This is a genomic window from Rothia nasimurium (assembly GCF_042660305.1).
Taxonomy (GTDB): domain Bacteria; phylum Actinomycetota; class Actinomycetes; order Actinomycetales; family Micrococcaceae; genus Rothia; species Rothia nasimurium.
In genome coordinates, this window is record NZ_JBHSTW010000003.1 from 1 (window position 1) to 19,449 (window position 19,449).

The 19,449-nt window shown below is 61.6% G+C and carries 20 protein-coding genes and 1 tRNA gene; all 21 read left to right on the forward strand.

What is annotated here, in order from left to right; all coding sequences use genetic code 11:
- Nucleotides 1-309: 309 nt before the first annotated feature.
- The 21 genes from ACFP6B_RS01330 (at nt 310) to ACFP6B_RS01430 (ending at nt 19,359) form a co-directional block, all read left to right on the forward strand.
- Entirely contained in the window at nt 310-1,188 is an 879-nt protein-coding gene (locus tag ACFP6B_RS01330; protein WP_377125818.1) for a DsbA family protein, read from the forward strand.
- Nucleotides 1,189-1,386: 198 nt separating this feature from the next.
- Nucleotides 1,387-2,400 (forward strand): nucleoside hydrolase, encoded by a 1,014-nt coding sequence (locus tag ACFP6B_RS01335; RefSeq protein ID WP_377125821.1) that lies wholly within the window; start codon nt 1,387-1,389, stop codon nt 2,398-2,400.
- Between the two features lie 152 nt (nt 2,401-2,552).
- Entirely contained in the window at nt 2,553-3,308 is a 756-nt protein-coding gene (locus ACFP6B_RS01340; protein ID WP_237209662.1) for an ECF transporter S component, read from the forward strand.
- Nucleotides 3,309-3,311: 3 nt separating this feature from the next.
- Complete coding sequence (locus ACFP6B_RS01345) at nt 3,312-4,067, forward strand: energy-coupling factor transporter transmembrane component T family protein (protein ID WP_237187443.1); 756 nt, start codon at nt 3,312-3,314, stop codon at nt 4,065-4,067.
- Nucleotides 4,064-5,302, forward strand: a complete 1,239-nt coding sequence (locus ACFP6B_RS01350) for an ATP-binding cassette domain-containing protein (protein ID WP_377125826.1) — start codon at nt 4,064-4,066, stop codon at nt 5,300-5,302. Before ACFP6B_RS01345 ends, ACFP6B_RS01350 begins: the two co-directional genes overlap by 4 nt.
- A gap of 190 nt (nt 5,303-5,492) precedes the next feature.
- Nucleotides 5,493-5,569 (forward strand) — tRNA-Thr (locus ACFP6B_RS01355).
- A gap of 513 nt (nt 5,570-6,082) precedes the next feature.
- Nucleotides 6,083-7,135 carry an ABC transporter substrate-binding protein gene (locus ACFP6B_RS01360; protein WP_377125829.1) on the forward strand — a complete coding sequence of 351 codons (1,053 nt, stop codon included), beginning with the start codon at nt 6,083-6,085 and terminating at the stop codon, nt 7,133-7,135.
- 3 nt (nt 7,136-7,138) lie between these two features.
- On the forward strand, nt 7,139-8,188 hold the full coding sequence (locus ACFP6B_RS01365) for a FecCD family ABC transporter permease (RefSeq protein ID WP_377125832.1): 1,050 nt from the start codon (nt 7,139-7,141) through the stop codon (nt 8,186-8,188).
- Complete coding sequence (locus ACFP6B_RS01370) at nt 8,188-9,246, forward strand: FecCD family ABC transporter permease (RefSeq protein ID WP_377125835.1); 1,059 nt, start codon at nt 8,188-8,190, stop codon at nt 9,244-9,246. The genes ACFP6B_RS01365 and ACFP6B_RS01370 overlap by 1 nt, the downstream gene beginning before the upstream one ends.
- Before the next feature lie 4 nt (nt 9,247-9,250).
- Nucleotides 9,251-10,090 carry an ABC transporter ATP-binding protein gene (locus ACFP6B_RS01375; RefSeq protein ID WP_377125838.1) on the forward strand — a complete coding sequence of 280 codons (840 nt, stop codon included), beginning with the start codon at nt 9,251-9,253 and terminating at the stop codon, nt 10,088-10,090.
- Nucleotides 10,083-11,156 carry a siderophore-interacting protein gene (locus ACFP6B_RS01380; protein ID WP_377125841.1) on the forward strand — a complete coding sequence of 358 codons (1,074 nt, stop codon included), beginning with the start codon at nt 10,083-10,085 and terminating at the stop codon, nt 11,154-11,156. Before ACFP6B_RS01375 ends, ACFP6B_RS01380 begins: the two co-directional genes overlap by 8 nt.
- A 41-nt stretch (nt 11,157-11,197) precedes the next feature.
- Nucleotides 11,198-12,013: an SGNH/GDSL hydrolase family protein gene (locus ACFP6B_RS01385; RefSeq protein ID WP_377125844.1), complete on the forward strand. Its 816-nt coding sequence runs from the start codon at nt 11,198-11,200 to the stop codon at nt 12,011-12,013.
- Between the two features lie 544 nt (nt 12,014-12,557).
- A complete protein-coding gene (gene rpmB, locus ACFP6B_RS01390; RefSeq protein ID WP_083090534.1) occupies nt 12,558-12,794 on the forward strand; it encodes a 50S ribosomal protein L28 in 237 nt (78 codons plus the stop codon).
- 2 nt (nt 12,795-12,796) lie between these two features.
- The gene (gene rpmG / locus ACFP6B_RS01395; RefSeq protein WP_083090533.1) at nt 12,797-12,967 is read left to right on the forward strand and encodes a 50S ribosomal protein L33; all 171 of its coding nucleotides are present in this window, start codon (nt 12,797-12,799) and stop codon (nt 12,965-12,967) included.
- 3 nt (nt 12,968-12,970) lie between these two features.
- On the forward strand, nt 12,971-13,276 hold the full coding sequence (rpsN, locus tag ACFP6B_RS01400; RefSeq protein ID WP_135011231.1) for a 30S ribosomal protein S14: 306 nt from the start codon (nt 12,971-12,973) through the stop codon (nt 13,274-13,276).
- 79 nt (nt 13,277-13,355) lie between these two features.
- The gene (locus ACFP6B_RS01405) at nt 13,356-13,643 is read left to right on the forward strand and encodes an HU family DNA-binding protein (RefSeq protein WP_237197087.1); all 288 of its coding nucleotides are present in this window, start codon (nt 13,356-13,358) and stop codon (nt 13,641-13,643) included.
- Nucleotides 13,644-13,780: 137 nt separating this feature from the next.
- Nucleotides 13,781-14,353 (forward strand): hypothetical protein, encoded by a 573-nt coding sequence (locus tag ACFP6B_RS01410; RefSeq protein WP_377125849.1) that lies wholly within the window; start codon nt 13,781-13,783, stop codon nt 14,351-14,353.
- A 43-nt stretch (nt 14,354-14,396) separates the two neighbouring features.
- Nucleotides 14,397-15,020, forward strand: coding sequence for a copper resistance CopC family protein (locus ACFP6B_RS01415; RefSeq protein ID WP_377125852.1), 624 nt, complete (start codon nt 14,397-14,399; stop codon nt 15,018-15,020).
- A gap of 34 nt (nt 15,021-15,054) precedes the next feature.
- A complete protein-coding gene (locus ACFP6B_RS01420) occupies nt 15,055-15,717 on the forward strand; it encodes a copper chaperone PCu(A)C (protein ID WP_377125855.1) in 663 nt (220 codons plus the stop codon).
- A 112-nt stretch (nt 15,718-15,829) separates the two neighbouring features.
- The gene (locus ACFP6B_RS01425; RefSeq protein WP_377125858.1) at nt 15,830-17,182 is read left to right on the forward strand and encodes a Dyp-type peroxidase; all 1,353 of its coding nucleotides are present in this window, start codon (nt 15,830-15,832) and stop codon (nt 17,180-17,182) included.
- Between the two features lie 29 nt (nt 17,183-17,211).
- The gene (locus ACFP6B_RS01430; RefSeq protein WP_377125861.1) at nt 17,212-19,359 is read left to right on the forward strand and encodes a cytochrome c oxidase assembly protein; all 2,148 of its coding nucleotides are present in this window, start codon (nt 17,212-17,214) and stop codon (nt 19,357-19,359) included.
- Nucleotides 19,360-19,449: the final 90 nt, after the last annotated feature.

Sequence of the window (19,449 nt, forward strand, 5' to 3'; positions counted from 1 at the left end):
GGCTCTTTGCGCCGATGGTACTGCACTGGTGACGGTGTGGGAGAGTAGGTCACCGCCGGTTTTTATATTGGGATACAGGAAGGTCCTGGACTGTTTGTCCAGGACCTTTTTGTTTTAAGTATCGAAAAATATCACCAGTCTTTTACGCTCCATCGGGCATAAAGACCTGGGCTCTCCATACTGCCCCTCACCTAAACTAATTGTTTCCTGGGAAACCAGTTTGAGCTTCTGTGGAAGGGCAGATATACCCGTCAAATCACGGTAGGCTTGAATCTATCAAGAACGCACGTACGAAAGTGAGGCACACCTGTGTCTAAGGGAAACCCCTCCACTGACGCCCGCGAGCGTGCCCGCCAGCTGGCGGCACAGCAGGCCAAGAAAACCTCGAAATCATCCACCCGTTGGATTCAGTTCACCGTCCTTGGCGTCATCGCCCTCATCGTAGCTATCGTTGCTGTCGTCATCATCAACGGCAACCGCAACCAGATTGCTGACGCTGGACCGGTGCCGTCCTCAGCTAACCAGTACGGCGGTATCGTCCTGACTGCTGACGGTATTGAGCAGAACAGCAGCAGCGAAGAAAGCCGCGACAGCAACGACCTGGGTACTTCAGAAGCAACCTACACCGCTGCAGACGGCTCCGAAGCTAAGATGCCCCTGGGTGTAGCCCTGCCCGAAGAAGCAGACAATAACGGCGAGCCCGTCCGTCTGACGATTTTCCAGGACTACAACTGCATCCACTGTGCAGCCTTCGAAACCGAAAACGCAGACACCATTGCAGCCCTCGTTGCCAGCGGTGACATCACCCTTGAGGTCCGTAACCTGACCTTCCTGGATGCCTCCAGCCCCACTTTCTACTCGGCCCGTACTAACAACGTGGCCTACTCCGTGGCTAACCAGGTTTCCACCGAAGACTTCCTGAACTTCCAGAAGGAAATCTTTACCTACCAGGGCACCGGTGGCCTCTCTAACGAAGAGCTTGTTGCGATTGCTGAGAAGTACGGTGCAGATGTGAAGGACGACGTTGCTAACAACACCTGGCGTCCTTTCGTCCAGACTGTAACCCTGGAGTCAGCCTCCAACGGTGTGAGCGGTACCCCCACCATCTTCGCTGACGGCGAGGTCTTTAACTCAACTGACTTCAACGCCTGGATCACCGAAAAGATTGAAGCTAAGAAGAACGCCTAAGTTCACCCAGTAAACAGTCTGTAGAAGGCCTGGCCGCTGTGTACTAAACTGGTACACAACGTGTAGGGGCAGCTACACGCCTTTACCCATGCTCACAGCGGGGTAAAGGTGGGTAGCTGCCCCTTTTTCTGTGCCCCGCGCTGGGCACGTCAGCCTGCCCCTTGCCAGTAACCGACTACCTAGCACCGTAAAGATTTCATGACCCTGCACTTCTTCATCGACTGCGACCCCGGCATCGACGATGCCCTTGCCCTCACCTACGCTTTTGCCCACCCGCAGGTTGCTGTAGAGGGTATCGCGGCAACCGGCGGGAACGTGAGTACCGAGCAGGTAGGACGCAACGTCCGCGGTCTGCTGGAACTGCTCGGCGGGCAGGGTACCCCCTGGGCCCTCGGTGCTGAGAACCCGCTGGCCCAGCCGCTCACCACCACCGAAGAGACCCACGGCCCGCTGGGCACGGGGCACAGCTTGCTCCCCGGGCAGACCAGGCCCACGGAGCGTACCCACGGTGAAGGGGCGGACCTGTGGGTGCAAACTGCCCGCCGTTTCCCCGGAAAGCTGCACGGGCTCGTCCTGGGGCCTTCAACTAATCTGGCGCTGGCTCTACGGCAGGATCCAGAGCTGCCCCGTTACCTAGCCAGCCTGACCATCATGGGTGGGGCCCTGAACCACCGGGGGAACACCATGCCCACCACCGAGTGGAACGTGCACTCTGACCCCGAAGCCCTGCACGAGGTCTTAGCTGCCTATAGCCGCCCTGGCCTCGATCTGCCCTATGCGCCGCTGCTCTGCCCGCTGGATACTACCGAGAACGCCGTCATGACTCCTCAGCTACGCGAGCGTCTACTGGCCGGCGGGGGAGAACTCTTTACCGCCCTGGACGGGGCTCTGCAGTTTTACATGGAATTCCACGAGTGGGACAAACTGGGGTTTATCGCCCACGTGCACGACCCCTTCGTAACTGCTCTGGCTGTGAACCGCGCCCTGGCCGCCGACGGCCGGGCCCACACCCAGCTGGGGGAGACCACCCCGGTGACGCTCGACGTTGAGCTGGCCGGGACCCTCACCCGCGGCCAGGTAGTGGCCGACTGGTTAGGACGCTGGGGGCGCGAACCAAACGCCCAGGCCCTGACCAGCGCCCGGGCCCCTGAATTTTTTGAGCACCTGATCCAGACCGTTCGGGCTGTGTATGCCCCAAAGGGGACTGGCTAGAACCAGCTCAAAAAATAAAAAGAACAATTATTCTACAGAAAGGGGTGGGCATGGCCCCCTCATCACACGCACCTGCACAGCCGTCAACGTCTGGGCAGAGGAGCTCAGTAGCCGCTGGTCTCCTCGGTAAAAACCCGGAACACAACACACCCTTGACCACCTCCCAGAAGGTGCTCAACCTGCTCGCCGCCCTGGTGATCGCAGGAACCTACACCTGGGCCGTCCTCACCGCAGGCGGTGCCACCAACTACGCGGGCTACCTGGAAGGCACCAGCGATGCCCAAGCCGCTATCTCCCTGCCGCTCATGCTGGGCTATACCGCGGGCGTCCTGTTGCTTCTGGCGGCTAACCTAAGCCGCCTACCCCTTGCCACCATTGCCCTGATTCCTTTTGCGGCAGCTTTCAATATCATCGTGGGCCAGCTCATTGGCTTCTCGGGTATTCCCCTCTACCTTGACTCCGTTGCTACCGTGCTCATTGGTGTGCTGGCCGGACCCGCCGCCGGAGCCATGACCGGTATTATCACCAACCTTGCCTGGGGCCTCACCATTAACCCCACCACCATTCCCTTTGCCGCCGGTGCCGCCCTCATCGGCTTCCTTGCCGGTTACGCTGGCCGCCTGGGCCTCTTCCGCAAACTCTGGGGAGCCCTGCTCGCGGGCTTTATCACCGGCATCCTGGCCGGGTTCGTCGGCGCCCCCATCGCCGCCTTCGTCTTTGGCGGCGGCCAGGGCGTGGGTACCGGTTCCGTGGTTGCGGCCCTGCAGGCTGCTGGCCAGTCCCTGCTGGGTGCTACAACCCTGCAATCCCTGCTCTCTGACCCGCTCGATAAGACCATTGCCTTCGCCCTGGTCTGGCTCATCATCAAGGGCCTGCCCGCTCGCGCCCGTCGTCAGTTCGGCCGCTAACCGGTGAGCGCCCCCGCCCTGAACCCCCGCACCTGGGTCACCCTGGGCTGCGCCGGGCTCCTGCTCGCCTTTGCCCCGCTGCCACTGATCTGGCAGGCGGGGCTGCTGGCTGTGCTCATCGCCCTGCACGGGGTGGGGCGGACGCTTGCCCCCTGGGTGCGCCTGGTCCTGGTGGGGTTGGCGCCGGTTGCGGTGATGGCTTTTATCATCCAGCTGGTGTCACGCGGGGGAGAAACCGTATGGGCAACCTGGGCGCCCGTGCACTGGATGGTGTTTGAAGTGACCGCCGAGGGCGCCCGAGCTGGCCTGGCTCTAGCCCTACAGATTCTGGCCTTCGGGTCGGCCTGTGCCCTGCTGATCCTACCCACCGGGGCCGCTGGCCTGCGCTATGCCCTGACCGTCTGGGGACTGCCACCTAGACTCATCTACCTGCTGGTCGCTTCGCTCAACGCCCCTACCCAGCTGGCCCACTACTCCCGCCTAGTGCAGCGGGCCGCCCGAGCCCGAGGTATGGCCGACGGGTCGCGAGGTGCCCGCGCCTGGTTGGGGGTGCGGACGGCGTCCGCCCTCTTCAACCTGCTGTTGCTCGACCACGAGGTGCGAGGGGCAACCCTGGCCACGCGCGGGATTGACCGGGCCGGGCCCAGAATTTTCTGGCAGGACTACACCGACAGTCGCACCCAGTGCTACCTTCGCTGGGTGCTCCTACCGCTGGCCTGCCTGCTCGTGCTTGCTACCTATACGGGGGTGCTGCTGTGACCTATACGCGGACGCTGGTCTTTGGGGCCCGGGGGACGGGAAAGTCTGCCCGGCTACAGGCCTGGGCCCAGGAACGGAACGGGCTCTTTGTGCCCTCGAACCCCCATGCCCTAATGACGGGGTTGGTACCCACCGTGGCCGAAGAAATTGCCCTGGGGGTGGAGCAGATTGTGGGTAGCCGGGATCAGCTCCACCGGGCTGTACAGGCTGTTGCAGCTGACCTTGGAATTACCGACTTACTGGCAGCCCACCCCCTGCAACTTTCGGGTGGGCAGACCCAGCTGGTAGCCCTGGCAGCCTACCTGGTGCTGGGGCAGGTGGACGGAAACCTCGACGGGGCGACTGTGCCAGTCCTAGCCCTGGACGAACCCCTGCTCGGCCTCGACGATGCCATGCGGGCCCGGGTGCTGGACGCTTTCTCCCGCTACCCGGCAAATCTGGCCTGGGCCTCAGCCAGGCCCCAGACCGACGAAGAGAGCCTTGCCGCTAGCGTCGAAAACCTAGGGGAAAGTATTTCACCGTCTGCTGGGGCGCCGTCTCCGCCGCCTTTGCCCGCCCGAGCCGCGGCAGACGTCCTGGCCCGCGACCTCGCTATATCCCCGGTTACCCCGGCCCGCCGCCGGTGGAAGAAACCGGTAGCTACCCCCGTTGCTACCGGTATTAATGTCGAGATAGCACCCGGCGACTGCCTGATCCTCACCGGCCCCAACGGCACCGGAAAATCCACCCTGCTGCGCACCATCGCGGGGCTCCTACCCCCAGTTGCCGGGCAGCTCACCATCGGTGGGCTACAGCCCCACAGGCAGGACGCCCCCGCCCGCGCAGCCCTCGCCCAGCTGGTGGCGCAAACCCCCGCCCACCACTTCTTGGCCTCCACTGTGGATGCTGACATGAAGCTAGGGAACGGGGCGAAGGCTAGTAGCCCTACCCGCGAAGCCCTGCGCGACGCCGTCCTACCTACCGGCTCCGGCGAAACACACCCCCTCGACCTACTCCCCGCCGAGCAACACCTGCTTGCCCTCGCAGAAGCGCTCGCCGCCGGGGCGTCCTGCCTACTCCTCGACGAACCCACCGCAGGGCTAGACGCCCCCGGTCTTGAGCAGGTCGCAGCGCTCATCGCCGCCCACTGCGCGGCAGGAGGCAGCGCTATCGTCGCCACCCACGACCAACAACTCACTCAAGACCTCACAGCCCGCCTGCCCCTACACCACTACCAGCTAGGTACGAGCTGGTAACGAAGCTTATTCATAAGGGGTTCCGCAGGCTCACGCTCGCTGCCGACCCTCTCGCCTGGTTCGCTTCGCTCACAAGGGCGATTCACGCCAGCCCCGAGCCAGCAGCTTCACTGTGAGCCTGCTTCACCGCGTTGATGAATAAGCCGCAACATGCACCTGCCTGCGATATCGGGTACACTTGAAAAGTCTTGCCTCCTTAGCTCAGCTGGCCAGAGCACCTGTCTTGTAAACAGGGGGTCACCGGTTCGAATCCGGTAGGGGGCTCCACTATATGAACTCTGCGATCGATTGGACACCCATAAACCGGTGACCATTCGGTCGCAGATTTATTTCCTCGCGCGCCAGTTTCGCTGACGCTCAACTGATTCCAGGCCCTCTTGAGTGCTCGCGAGCTCGCACCCGGGCCTTCCATCCGCTCCCTTATCTGGTTCGAATCCGGTAGGGGGCTCTCTTTATGCCCAAAACAGGGCAATACCCGCTATCTAGACGCGGGGCGTCCGGGCTTACTCTCGCTGTGCAGGGTTCTTGGGCTGTGTGCAGAGAAAAGTCTGCACACAGCCCAAGAACCCTGCACAAGCCAGGTGAGCGGCAATTTCACTACGAGCCTGGGGCGCACGCGAAAAGCATAACTTGCCCCTATCTCACCATGCGCACCTAGCTACCCAGCGTTTGCACAAATACGCAAACAAAAGATAGTGTTATTCCTGGCTTAGGGTCGCCTAAGCAGTTCTATAGATAGTCCTATAGAACCAAACACCCTTCCCAGGAGAACACAAGACCATGGTCGCCATCACTCGAAGCACCTTCCTCAAAGCCACCGCAGCTACCGCCCTCACCGGCCTACTCGCAGCCTGCACCACCGGCTCCAACGACACCTCAAGCAGCACCACCAGCTCAGCCGCCTCAGGTGAGAGCTACACCGTCAAGCACGCCTTTGGTGAGACCACCTTCACCGCCGTCCCCCAGAAAATTGCCGTCGTGAACTTCTGGAAGAACCCCGACGTCCTCCTCGCCCTGGGCGTTGTACCCGCAGGCACCCCCGTGGTCACCTACGGAGCTAATGCCAAGGGCTCCACCGACTGGTTCGACGCCAAACTGGCCGAACTGGGCGGCACCGCCCCCGTCACCTACGACGAAACCGACGGCCCCGACTACGAAGCTCTCGCCACACTGGCCCCCGACGCCATCTTCTCCGTCTACGGCGACATGACCCAGGAAGTCTACGACAAGCTCACCGCCATCGCACCTGTCGTTGCCGCCCCCGAGGGCGTCGGCGCCTTCGCAGCCTCCTGGGAAGACGTCGTCAACCAGGCCGCAGCCATGCTACAGAAGACCGACGAAGGTGCCGCCCTCATCGAAGCCACCCAGAAGACCATCGACGACGCCGCAGCCCAGTACTCCAACCTGGCAGGCAAGACCTTCGTCGCTGGCATGTTTGACCTGGAAGCCCAGAGCCTTTCAGCCTACGTAGCCAGCGACTCCCGCTCCCAGTTCCTCACCTCACTGGGCATGGAACTAGCCCCCTACATTGAGCAGAACGCCACCGAAGCCGACGCCTTCTTCATGACCATCTCAGGTGAGGTTCTGCCCGAGGTTCAGTCAGACGTGCTCTGGGCCTGGGGCACCAGTGACTCCGACGAAGAAGCAATCAAGAGCAACACCCTCTTCTCCCAGATGCCCGCCGTAGCTAACGGCGGCCTGGTCGTAGAAACCGACGCCGCTATCTCCCTGGCTCTCTCAGCTGCTTCACCGCTGTCTTTGGACTGGGCTATTAACCAGACCGAAACCCTGGCCAAGATTTCTGCCGCCGTAGACGCAAGCCAGGCGTCCTAACCCGTGAAGGTCGCTCCCGTCCGGCCCTCTAGCAGCCGCCGCGCCACCCCCGCCGGGGGAGCGCGGCGGCTGGTCGTGCTGAGTCTGGCCCTGGGCCTGCTCCTCGCTCTCGCTGCCCTGGCTAGCTTCGGCCTGGGCGCTCGCCCCATTAGCCTGACCACCTTGCTGGACTACCTGGCTGGCGGTTCGGTTGCTGAGGCGGATGCGGCGGTGCTGACCCAGCGGTCGGTGCGGACGCTGACGGCCGGGTTGGTGGGGGCGGCGCTAGGTTTAGCTGGGGCCGGGCTTCAAGGTATTACCCGTAACTCTCTGGGTGACCCCGGAATCCTCGGTATTAACGCCGGGGCAGCCTGCGCTGTGGTTGCCGGTATTACCTTTTTCTCCGCTGACTCCACAGCGGCCTTTGCCCTCTGGGCTTTTGCCGGAGCGGTGGCTTCGGCGGTTGCGGTGTATGCCCTTGCCTCGCTGGGGGCTGGGGGAGCGACCCCCATCAAGCTAGCCCTGATGGGGGCAGCCCTGACCGCCGGCTTAGGTGCGGTAACGAGCGCCCTGATTCTTACCAACCAGAACACCCTGGATAACCTACGCCGCTGGCAGATTGGAACCGTTGCCGGAGCCGACCTTTCTGATATGGCAGTGGCCGCTCCACTGCTCGCCGTAGGAGCCCTCATCGTGCTCACCGGTGCAAAAACTATCAATAGCTTTGCCCTGGGGGATGATATGGCTGCTTCTTTGGGGGAGAACGTTGCGGTGCGCCGCCTGGTCATTACCGGTGGCGTCACTTTGCTGGTGGGCACCGCCCTAGCCCTGGCCGGCCCTATCGCCTTTCTGGGGCTCATGGCTCCCCACGCCATGCGGGCCCTAGCCGGAGCTGACTACCGCACGCTGCTGCCCCTCTCCACTCTTTTCGGCGCCGCCCTGCTGATCCTCGCAGATACCGCCGGGCGCGTCATCGCCCCGCCCCAGGAAATCCAGGTGGGCGTCATGATGGTGGCTCTCGGCGTGCCCGTCTTTATCTACCTGGTACGACGCGGGAAGGCGGTTAACCTCTAATGTCGGCCCTACCGCGCCCCCAGTCCCAGGACGCCGCCCAGGCGGTGGCTAGCGTCCGCGCCCGGGCCCGACGCCGCCCGGCTTTCGCTGTCATCGGCCTGGGCCTAGCCTTACTCGTAGCCTGCGCGGTGCGCGTGCTACTGGGCTCCTATACGGTCACCATTCCCGACTTCTTCACGATTCTCGGCGGAGGAAGCATCGAGAATGCCCGGGGCGCCCGCTATATCGTCATGGAAGAAAAACTCCCCAGAGCCGTGCTGGGTACCCTGGCCGGGGCCGCCTTCGGCCTAGGCGGAGCTATCTTCCAGCTGCTTCTGCGCAACCCCATCGCCAGCCCCGACATTATCGGCGTCTCCAACGGGGCTGCCCTGGGTGCTGTTATCGGCATCGTCTTTCTGGGCCTGGGTGGGCTGCCACTGACCCTGCTGGCTATAGCCGTTGCTCTGGCCGTTGCCCTCTTGATTATGGCCCTCTCAGCGGGCGACAGTAGCGCAGGTAACCGCTTCATTCTGGTAGGCCTGGGTATCTCAGCCCTGGGGGCAGCCTTCATCCAGTACCTGCTCTCTCGCACCTCAACCACCAGCGCCCAGACGCTCACCCACTGGCTGGCAGGTTCCCTGTCCACCGCCAACTGGGACCGCATCAGCCTACTGGTCCTGATCCTACTACCCCTGCTGTTGCCTCTTATCCTTTTCTACCGGCCCCTGCACGCCACCGCAGTTGGCGAAGAACTAGCTTTTGGCCTGGGGGTGCCCACCCGCGCCGTCCGCACCGGCTTTATCGCCCTGGGCGTGCTCCTGGTAGCCGTAGCAACCGCTGCCACCGGCCCCCTGGCCTTCATCGCCTTCATGGCCGGGCCCATAGCCCGAGCCCTGACCGGCGGACGCCACAACCTCACCGCCGCCGCCCTGGTTGGTGCAAGCCTGGTTGTGCTCGCTGACTTCATTGGCTCCAACCTGATACCGGGCGGCGTTAACCTGCCCGCTGGCGTCCTCACCGGTGCCTTTGGCGCCCCCGCCCTCATCTGGCTGCTGACCCGCCCACCCGAAAGAAGCTAAGCCCATGAAAACCGTAACTTCCCGCGACCTGACCGTCTCCCGCGTGCGCCTGGGCTACGGGGACCGCACTATCGTGCCGGACCTCTCGCTGAGCATACCTGCCGGAAAAATCACCGCCATCATCGGGCCCAACGGCTGCGGCAAGTCCACCCTGCTGCGCGGTATCTCCCGCCTGCTCAAGCCCAGTGACGGCGAGATCACCCTGGACGGTAAGCCCGTTACTTCCTACGGCGGTAAGGAATTTGCCCGCATGGTCGGTCTGCTGCCGCAGAGCCCCATCGCCCCTGAAGGTATCACCGTTGCCGACCTGGTCTCCCGTGGGCGTTACCCCTACCAGGGGCTCTTTCGGGGCAACAGCAAGGAAGACGACGCCGCGGTCGCCTGGGCCCTAGAAGCTACCAACACCCTAGAACTGGCGGAGCGTCAGGTCACTGAGCTCTCCGGCGGCCAGCGCCAGCGCGTCTGGATTGCTATGGCCCTGGCCCAAGACACCGATATTTTGCTTCTGGACGAACCCACCACCTACCTGGACCTCGCCCACCAGGTAGAACTCCTTGACCTGCTGGCCGATATCAACGAGCGCCGCGGCACCACCATGATCATGGTGCTGCACGAGCTCAATCTAGCTGCCCGCGTCGCCCACCACCTGGTCGCTATGAAGGGCGGAGAAATTGCCGCAGCCGGTACCGCTGCAGAGGTCATGACAGGGGAGAACCTGCACCGGATCTTTGGCCTACGGGCCTCGGTGGCTGACCCCCTGGGGGACGGCTCTACCGTCGTAGTGCCCCACGCCCGTGCCGCAAGCCACCCGGCAGAAAACCTAGAAAGCCAGAGCCTTGTCTAAGCCCCGCCCGTCCGCACCTCGCTCCTCTGCCCGCCGCGAGGTCAAGCGCTCCATCAACCAGTACGGGGTCTTCCCCGTCACCGTCTCGCGGGTTGAGAAGCTGACCGATTCCTTTGTGCGTGTCTCACTGACCGGCCGTTCTCTACTGCACGCTGCCGCCCCTATCTCTGACGGCACCGGGCAGGTCTATGACGCCTACATCAAACTCTTGATTCCCCCGGCGGGAGCCAGCGGGCCCACCATGATTGAGCTCGATACCTCCTGGCGCACCCGCTGGCTGGCTGCCCCCGAAAGCGAGCGGGGGTACATGCGCACCTACACCGTCAGCAACTCCCGGTTAGTGCCTTCGGTTGGGCTGGACGAAACACCCCTGCTGGGCATGCTCCCGGCAGCTGAAGCGGACCTCGAACCCCTGGAGCGTGAGCTGCCTGAAGGGCAGCAGCCCGAAATTGACGTGGACTTTGTGCTACACACCGATAGTGAGGGAAAGAGCGGGCCCGGCTCAGCCTGGGCCGAACAGGCAAGGGTAGGTCAGCAGATTTCCCTCCTAGCTCCCCTGCGCGGTTCTACCCTCTGGGCCTCCTACAACCCGGGTGAGGCCCGTTCGCTCCTGCTTGTGGGGGACGAAACCGCAGCTCCGGCCATTCTCTCTATCCTGCGCTCCCTGCCCACCGAGGCTACCGGGGCGGTGTTTCTTGAGGTGCCCGGTGCTGAGGACGCCCTCGACCGCCTCCCCGAGGTGCGGCGGGCTGCTCAGCGGGTGCCGGGCGTCCGCCTTAACGTGCTGGATCGAACCGATCAGCAGGCGCGAGGTCAGCAACTTGCCGACTCCCTGCGGCAAGTCTGCGGCGTCGAAACGCTTGAAGAGAGCGCACCTCGGGAGGAAGCTACACCCGGTGAAATTGTCTGGCATCTGGCGGAGAACCCGGTCGATACCTATGTGCTCCTTGCCGGTGAGTCATCGGTGGTTAAAACCCTGCGCCGAATCTGCGTGAACGAAGCCGGGCTACCCAAGGAAAGCATCTCTTTTATGGGGTACTGGAAGGCAGGGCAGGCCGAGGGGTAGAGTGGCCTGGTACCCACCTCATAGAGAAAGGCCTAGTCCGCATGATATCGATCCTCGGCAAAGACGAATCTATCCGCTACGTTGCTCTGGGGGACTCCTTCAGCGAAGGAGTGGGCGATGACGCCCCGGACCGCCCCAACGGAGTACGCGGCTGGACTGACCGAGTAGCTGAACAGTTCATGCTGGCAGACCCGCAAGCCCAGTACGCCAACCTGGCGATTCGCGGGCGCCTGCTCGTGCCCATCATTGAAGAGCAGCTAGAACCTGCCCTGGAACTTAAGCCCAACCTGGTCTCGCTGGTTGGCGGTGGCAATGACTCTTTGCGCCCCGGCTTCGATGTGGACGCTCTGATGGTGCGTTACGACGAGGCCTTTAAAACCCTGCGCGATGAGGGTATAGAGGTCTTTACCATGACCGGTTTTGATCCCGGCCCCAAGGGTTTCTTTAGCGGTAACCGTGCCCGGGTGGCCCTCTTCAACGAGCTTCTGCGTGAGGTTGCCGATGACCGCGGCGTCACCGTGGTGGACTACTGGCGCATGCATGAGCTGCTTGACCTTCGATTTTGGGCCCCTGACCGTTTGCATATGAACGCAGCCGGGCACATCCTGACCGCCCGCCGGGCACTAGAAACTCTGAGCGCCGAGAACATCCGTATCGGGGACCCCGTCATCCCCGCACCCCTGCATAAAACCCGTGTGCAAGAGGCCCTGGACAATGCCAAATGGGCTCGGGAGTTTGTGGTTCCGTGGATTGGCCGACGTCTGCGCGGCACCAGTTCCGGTGACAATATCAGCCCCAAGTACCCCACCTGGACGCGGTTTGATGTCCTCCCTGAAGAATCCGACCCAGCCCTTTAACAGCTAGGCTCCTGGATTAAAAGACTTAAGCTGTTAACATCACACTTAAGATTACACGCCTGTAATTTACCCTCTTGGCAGGGGCGGACGCCGGTGGCAGCTGCCGCCTGGCAAGGGCGAAAAACCGCGGATTAAAGCCTGAGATGACTTGCGAAAAGTTAAAAGCCCGGTAGAATTGATAGAGGTTCAAACGCACCCTTGAGACCATGAAAAGCAGCTTGCGCACACCGGAGCAGGTAGCACCAGCACCGGCTGACGCAAGCTTTTTATTGGCCTCATAGGTTGCGTGGTATCCCGTAATTACCTAGACTTTAAGGCTGTTCGTAGTGGTGGCAACACCTCTCGTACACCTAAGCTTCACCGTTTTTCCCGCGGCGGGGATTCTCATCGGCCTCTCACCCGATGTGGAGTCTCAAACACTCTAGCCTTGGAGAATAACCCGGTGCTCTACCTATAGGTGACGGGACGCCCATTGCTGATCGCCAGAAAACTGGCGAACGCCAACTGCGTACCGTCATTTCGTCAACATTTGGAGGAGAAAACTATGGCAGCTGTCTGCCAGGTGACCGGAGCTGTTCCCGGCTTTGGACACAGCATTTCGCACTCGCATCGCCGCAACAAGCGTCGTTTCGATCCGAACGTACAGAAGAAGAAGTACTACGTACCCTCACTTCGTCGCAACGTAACCCTGAACGTCTCTGCAAAGGGCATCAAGGTTATCGACGCACGTGGTATCGACGCAGTAGTTGCTGACATCCTTGCACGCGGAGAGAAGATCTAAACATGGCATCAAAGGCTAAGGACGTACGTCCTATCATCAAACTTAAGTCCACTGCGGGCACCGGCTACACTTACGTCACCCGTAAGAACCGCCGTAACAACCCCGATCGTATGGTTCTCAAGAAGTACGATCCCGTTGTCCGCAAGCACGTTGACTTCCGAGAGGAGCGCTAAACAATGGCGAAGAAGTCCAAGATTGCTCGCAACGAGCAGCGCAAGGTCATCGTTGCACGCTACGCTGAAAAGCGCCTGGAACTGAAGAAGACCCTGGTTGACGAAAACGCAACCCCCGAAGAGCGCGAAGCAGCCCGCCTGGGTCTCCAGAAGCTGCCCCGCAACGCTTCACCCGTTCGTGTTCGCAACCGCGACCAGATTGACGGCCGCCCCCGCGGTACCTTCCAGAAGTTTGGTATCTCCCGCGTACGCTTCCGCGAGATGGCACACCGTGGCGAGCTGCCCGGTGTTACCAAGTCAAGCTGGTAATCTGTAGCTGATACGGTTAGCCTTGTGAACAGGGCTAACCCAGCCACTCACTTTTTGAAAGTCTCAGGAGGAGCATTCAATGGCTAAGAACCGTAGCGAACTCGTTGCAGAGGTTGCAGAGAAGGCCGGCACCAGCCAGGCAGCAGTGAACGGTGTGCTCGACGCACTGTTCCAGGTCTTCGAAGCATCTGTTGCACAGGGCGAGAAGATCACCATCCCCGGCTGGATGGCAATTGAGCGCACTGACCGTGCCGCTCGTACCGGTCGCAACCCGCAGACCGGCGAAACCATTCAGATTCCCGCAGGTCACGGTGTTAAGCTGACCGCAGGTTCAAAGCTGAAGGCAGCAGTCTCCACCAAGAAGTAAATTCTTGAACAGACTTTGAAAAGGGCCATCCCGTTTTTCGGGGTGGCCCTTTTGTGCCAGCTGGGCAGAATAAAGTGAACCGACTATGAGATAATGGGCAGGTAAGACACCAGCAGAGACCGGCCGGGGAGGAAAACATGCGCCGAGGGCACCAGCTAGCCCGCTCCTGGCTCATTGCCGGTAGCGCCACGGGCCTAGGCGCCATCTCGCACCTGCTGGCCGGTGGGCACCTACCCCACCCCATCGTCCTAGCCCTTGCCACCTCCCTGGCAGCCCTCCTGACCCTGGGCGCTACCTGCCTGAAGCTCACCCACACCAGCTTGGCACTCGGCGTGGCTGCCGGACAGGGCACCTTGCACCTTCTCTACAGCCAGGGCCAACCTCTGGCCCCTATGACCGGATACGCTCATCACGGCCCTGCAAGGCTTACGGCACCTGTAGCCCTTGACCCCCTAACCCAGGCCGGGCCTGCCATGTGGGCTGGTCACGCCCTAGCGGCAGCTGCCAGCTTCGCCCTGCTGGCCTACGGTGAGAGCCTGCTTAAGGCCCTCACCGCCCTGCTAGCTTATCTGCGGGCCAGACTGGAACCTGTGCGGGTGCGTCCGATCCTAGCTATCTCTTCCCTCCCGGTGGTCGCTACCGCTAGCAGTCCCTTTAGTCTGCTGATCAGAACCTGCACCGCCCCGCGCGGCCCACCCCTCCTTGCCTAAGCCGAAATAGAAGCCAGTTTTTCGACCAGCAAGGATAAATCCTATGTTTAAGGCTCCTAGAGCCTCAGTCGTGCCCCCTAGCCTGATTGCAACAGCGGCCCTGGCCACCGCCAGCCTGCTGGGCATGAACCCTGCCGCGGCCCACGACGAGCTGATTTCTACCAACCCAGCCAATGGGGCCAGTCTGCCCGAAGCTCCCACCAGCCTGAAGCTGACCTACAGCGGTGAGATTATGGACCTGGAGGGGGCCAATCAGGTGCGCGTTACCAATGCCGCCGGAGAAAGTGTAACGGACGGTGCCCCCCAGATAGCCGGCAAAACGGTTACTCAGGACCTGGCCACCGCTAGCGCCCATGACGCCTATACTGTCACCTGGCGGGTTGTCTCATCTGACGGCCACCCCATTCAGGGCATCTTCACCTACACCGTAGGTCAAGGAAGCACCGCAGCTAGTTCTAGCGCCGCGAGCCTGGAAGCGGCTCAACCCTCGGCAGTTAATACCGGCAGCTCCGGTGAAACTGCCAGCAAGACCGGGGCTACGAAGAAGGCAGCGAGCTCGGCAGAGCAGGGACTTTCTACCCCCCTGAAACTGGCCCTAGCCCTGCTGGCGGTAGCGGCTCTGGGGTCAGCCCTGGTCGTCCTGCTGGCTAAAACCAAGGGTAAGTAAACTATCCATCTTTCGTATTCAAAGAAGAAGTACTATGTCATCACAGAAAATTTTGTCCACTCTGGCCCTGCCCGCTCTTGCCCTACTGGTCCTGACCGGCTGTGGTAGCGACAAGACAGCAACCGATAGCTCCTCAAAGGCCTCCGCTAGCTCCAGCGCCTCCGCCAGCACATCTGCCAGTGAGACTAGCGCCCCAATTACCGTTGAGGAAGCCTGGATTAAGGCCAATAATGGCGATATGACCGGGGCTTTTGCCCGCCTGACCAATACCAGTGCTAGCCCGATTACTATCCAGGGGGCCAGCAACGCAACCGCCGGTATGGTCCAGCTACACACCACCGTCTTCGACCCGGCAACCGGCACTAGCGTGATGAAGGCCGTTGAGGAGGGCTTCACCATCGAACCCGGCACCACCTTTGAACTGGCCCCCGGCGGGAACCACATCATGCTTATGGGCATGTCCTGTGCCCTGGGAGCAGGAAGTAGCGAGTTCATCACCCTACAGACCTCAGCCGGTGAGCTGACTTTTGAAGCTACAGTACGCGATTACGCCGGTGCCCAGGAAGAATACGCCCCCGGCGGGGCCGCTAGCAGCGCAGCCCAAGAAGCTAGAAGCCAGGCTAGTGACCATTCCATGCAGACTGACCAGGCCAGCGCCAGCGAATCAGCAGCTGCTGTGCTACCACAGTGCAACTAGGGCACCAGCTACCTAACCCACCCCTAGCTACCGGCAGGTAGCAAGCGGCCTGCCCGCCGTCCCTCCCTTTTTAGCTCGGAGCGGACGGCGGGCAGGCTACCTAAGGAAGATTATGACTAGCTCATTTGACCCCGCTTCGCACCGGGCCCGAAGCGGTGCAGAAACAGACTGGCAGACAGAAGAAAACCCCAAGAGGCAAGAAGAGGCGGTAGGTTCTGCTGGAACCAACCGCCGTGTGGCTCTAGCCGGTGCCCTGGGCCTAGGAACCGGTGTGGCCGCTAGCCTGGCAAGCCAATATGCCTCAAGCCTTATTAAGGGCCAAGACGAGGAGACAGCTAGCACCGCGCCCCTGCAAGAAGCTGTCGTGCCCTTTTACGGGGCCCGCCAGGCAGGTATTGATACTCCCGCCCCCAGCCACGGTGTCTTCATCGCCCTGACCCTGCACCCGGGGCTGGATCGCGATGGTATCCGCCGCCTACTCACCGTGCTAACCGACGATGCCGCCCGCCTGACCGCAGGGCGCCCCTCCATCACCGACCAGGAGCCGGAGCTAGCAAGCGTCCCGGCCAACCTGACCGTCACCTTCGGCTTCGGCGAGCGCATTTTCGATATCGTAGCGCCCGAGAAAAAACCCTCCTGGCTAGGCCCCCTCCCCGCTTTTGAGCAGATCGATCAGCTTCAAGAGCAGTGGAATGACGGCGATTTGCTCCTACAAATCTGCTCATCTGACCGCTTCACCCTGGCCCATACCCAGCGCGTGCTGCTAAAAAGCATTCGCAGTTTTGCCTCGGTGCGCTGGGTTCAGGAGGGCTTTCGCCGCGCCTACGGTAGTGAGCCGGAGGGCATGACCATGCGTAACCTCTTTGGCCAGGTCGATGGCACCATTAACCCCTCCACCGGCGACGGAAGCATGGAATCCTACGTCTGGGGTAAGCACAAGGACCTCACCCCCTGGGAAGAGGGCGGAACCTCCCTGGTGATTCGTCGTATCCACATGAACCTAGATACCTGGGACCAGGCCGACCGCCCTGCCCGCGAAGACGCTGTAGGCCGCAACCTCACCAACGGTGCCCCGCTCACCGGCACCGAAGAGCGGGACCCGGCAGATCTTTCCGCAAAGAATGAACTGGGCTTTACCGTCATTGCCCCCTACGCCCATATCCGGCGGGCCGCCGCCCAAAACCCGGTGGAGCAGATCCTCCGCCGGGGTTACAACTACGATCTGCCGGTACAGGAGGCCTCGGGCTTCTCGGATCACCAGCAAATAAGCGGGGGAGTAAGTTCCACGGGCCTCATCTTCTGCTCCTACCAGGCAGACCCCGTCAAACAGTTTCTCCCTATTCAGCAGCGCCTGGCCCAGCTCGATATGCTCAATACCTGGACAGTACCCATCGGCTCTGCGGTCTTTGCCCTACCAGCCGGGGCCCGCGAAGGTAGTTTCGTGGGCGAGGGACTTTTTAACTAAACCACCGTGGACAGGAAACAGATATAGACATGGCAGCACAGGAGATAGAGCGCGGGCTCAAGGGTAGCTGGATTTGGGTTTTCCCAGCGGCCTCCCTGCTAGCCTTGGTTGTCAGCCTGCTGGCAACCGGTTCAAACGCCGCTACTGACCTGGCGGATGCTGGTGCCCTGGTGCGCTGGGGCCTACCGCTAGCCGAGAGCCTCCAAAACTTCTCAATGGCCGCAACCATAGGCTCACTTGTCTTTGCCCTTGGCCTGGTGCCCCGCTTCCTTGATGCGGCCCGGGGGCGGGTAAAGGTGAACATGGCTCATGCCACCGACGCGGTACAGCGGAAGAAGAACCTGCACCGCCCGGAGCACCCGGCCTTTACCCGCACTCTTCTTCTGGCCTCTGCTGCTGCCCTGACCTGGACTATCGCCGCTATCGCGGTCCTGGTCTTTAGCTATGCCGATATTTCAGGCCGCGCCCCCTCGGGCGAAGCCTCCTACACCTCAGAACTCATCAGCTATATCACCACCATCGACCCTGGTAAGCAGGCAGCCACCAGCGTCATTGTAGCTGCCACCGTGACCACCCTGGTCTTTGCTGTGCGCTCGCTGACCGGTCTGCTCCTAACCTTGGGGCTGTCCCTCATCGGTATCGTAGCTATGGCCCTGGGGGGGCACTCAGCCGGTGGCAAAGACCATATGGGGGCGGTCAATTCCCTGGGCCTGCACCTGCTAGGTGTGTCACTCTGGTGTGGCGGGCTGATAGTGCTGGCTTTCATCTCCCGTGATATTACGGGTAAGGAGGCAGGCAGCGGCACCCTGGCCGAAGGGCAGCGGGGGGCTACTGCGCCTTCTGCCCGTCGCGTACCCCTGGCGGTAGCGGTACTGCGCCGATACTCGGTATTGGCCCTTTTCAGTTTCGTGCTGGTGGTGCTCTCTGGCCTGATTAATGCCCTGGTTCGCCTGAACACCCTGAGCGAACTTTTCACGACCACCTACGGGGCCCTGGTGCTGGCCAAGCTCACGCTAACCCTGCTACTGGGGGCCTTGGGGGCCCTACATCGCCTGCGGCTGATTCCCCGGATGCAGACGGGGCAGACCAGTGCCACCGGTGGTCTTTGGTACGCTATCGCCTGCGAGCTGGTGTTGATGGGGGTAACCAGTGGCCTGGCCGTCTCCCTCTCCCGCACCCCGCCCCCGGCACCTGAGACCCTGGAAGCTGGAGCCGAGCCCGTCCGCATTATCACTCTCTACGATATGCCCCCTGAACCGGGCCTAGCTGAGTGGTTTACCCAGTGGCGTTTTGACTGGTTTTGGGTGGCCTTTATCAGCCTGGCCGCCTTCTCCTACATCTGGGCCCTGCTTAAGGTTCGCCGTGCCGGTGGGCAGTGGCCGCTTGTCCGGGCCCTGTCATGGTTCTTAGGGCTTCTGGTCCTGCTCTATATCACCTGCGGCGCTCTTACCGTCTACTCCATGGTGCTCTTCTCAAGCCACATGGTGGCGCATATGTTGCTGACAATGGTCTGCCCCATCTTCCTGGTGCTGGGTGCCCCCGTTACCCTGCTCCTGCGCGCCTTAGAACCCCGTCAAGACGGCACCCGTGGGCCTCGTGAATGGATTCTGCGCCTGGTACACTCGGGCTGGTCTAAGGTCATCACCCACCCCATCTTCGCGGCAGTGAACTTTGCCGGGTCAATTGTGCTTGTCTATTTCACCCCCCTCTTTGGGGTCATGCTGCGTTATCACGTGGGCCACGAGTTCATGCTGATCCATTTCTTGATAACCGGCTACATCTTTAGCCTGGTGCTGATTGGTATCGACCCCATTCCCCACCGCCCCACCTACCCTATGCGTCTGATTATGATTATCGCGACCCTGGGGTATCACGCCTTTGTGGGGATTTCGATGATGCAGATGGATGCCCTGCTCCAGGCCTCCTGGTTCGGCAACCTGGGGCGGCCTTGGGGTCTATCTGCCCTAGAGGACCAGAAGCTAGGTGGCTCGCTCATGTGGGCTATTGGCGAGATTCCCACCATGATTATCGCTGTGGCGGTAGCGGTGCAGTGGTCCATGAACGATAAGAAGGTGCAAAAACGCATCGACCGTCAGGCTGATCGCGACGGGGATGCCGAACTCAACGCCTACAACGACATGTTCGCGCAGCTGGCAGAAAAGGACGCCCGCCGCTAGGACCTTGCTCGGAGGCGCTGGAGGCTTATAAGAGTAGAGAAAAGCCCGGGTAGGTACCTGCCCGGGCTTTTCTTTGTCTTTTTTCTCTCT

Coding starts and splice junctions, on each gene's coding strand:
- ACFP6B_RS01335 (WP_377125821.1), top strand. CDS start 1,387: ATGACCCTGCACTTCTTCATCGACTGCGACCCCGGCATCGACGATGCC.
- ACFP6B_RS01360 (WP_377125829.1), top strand. CDS start 6,083: ATGGTCGCCATCACTCGAAGCACCTTCCTCAAAGCCACCGCAGCTACC.
- ACFP6B_RS01370 (WP_377125835.1), top strand. CDS start 8,188: ATGTCGGCCCTACCGCGCCCCCAGTCCCAGGACGCCGCCCAGGCGGTG.
- ACFP6B_RS01375 (WP_377125838.1), top strand. CDS start 9,251: ATGAAAACCGTAACTTCCCGCGACCTGACCGTCTCCCGCGTGCGCCTG.
- ACFP6B_RS01385 (WP_377125844.1), top strand. CDS start 11,198: ATGATATCGATCCTCGGCAAAGACGAATCTATCCGCTACGTTGCTCTG.
- rpmB (WP_083090534.1), top strand. CDS start 12,558: ATGGCAGCTGTCTGCCAGGTGACCGGAGCTGTTCCCGGCTTTGGACAC.
- rpmG (WP_083090533.1), top strand. CDS start 12,797: ATGGCATCAAAGGCTAAGGACGTACGTCCTATCATCAAACTTAAGTCC.
- rpsN (WP_135011231.1), top strand. CDS start 12,971: ATGGCGAAGAAGTCCAAGATTGCTCGCAACGAGCAGCGCAAGGTCATC.
- ACFP6B_RS01405 (WP_237197087.1), top strand. CDS start 13,356: ATGGCTAAGAACCGTAGCGAACTCGTTGCAGAGGTTGCAGAGAAGGCC.
- ACFP6B_RS01410 (WP_377125849.1), top strand. CDS start 13,781: ATGCGCCGAGGGCACCAGCTAGCCCGCTCCTGGCTCATTGCCGGTAGC.
- ACFP6B_RS01415 (WP_377125852.1), top strand. CDS start 14,397: ATGTTTAAGGCTCCTAGAGCCTCAGTCGTGCCCCCTAGCCTGATTGCA.
- ACFP6B_RS01420 (WP_377125855.1), top strand. CDS start 15,055: ATGTCATCACAGAAAATTTTGTCCACTCTGGCCCTGCCCGCTCTTGCC.
- ACFP6B_RS01425 (WP_377125858.1), top strand. CDS start 15,830: ATGACTAGCTCATTTGACCCCGCTTCGCACCGGGCCCGAAGCGGTGCA.
- ACFP6B_RS01430 (WP_377125861.1), top strand. CDS start 17,212: ATGGCAGCACAGGAGATAGAGCGCGGGCTCAAGGGTAGCTGGATTTGG.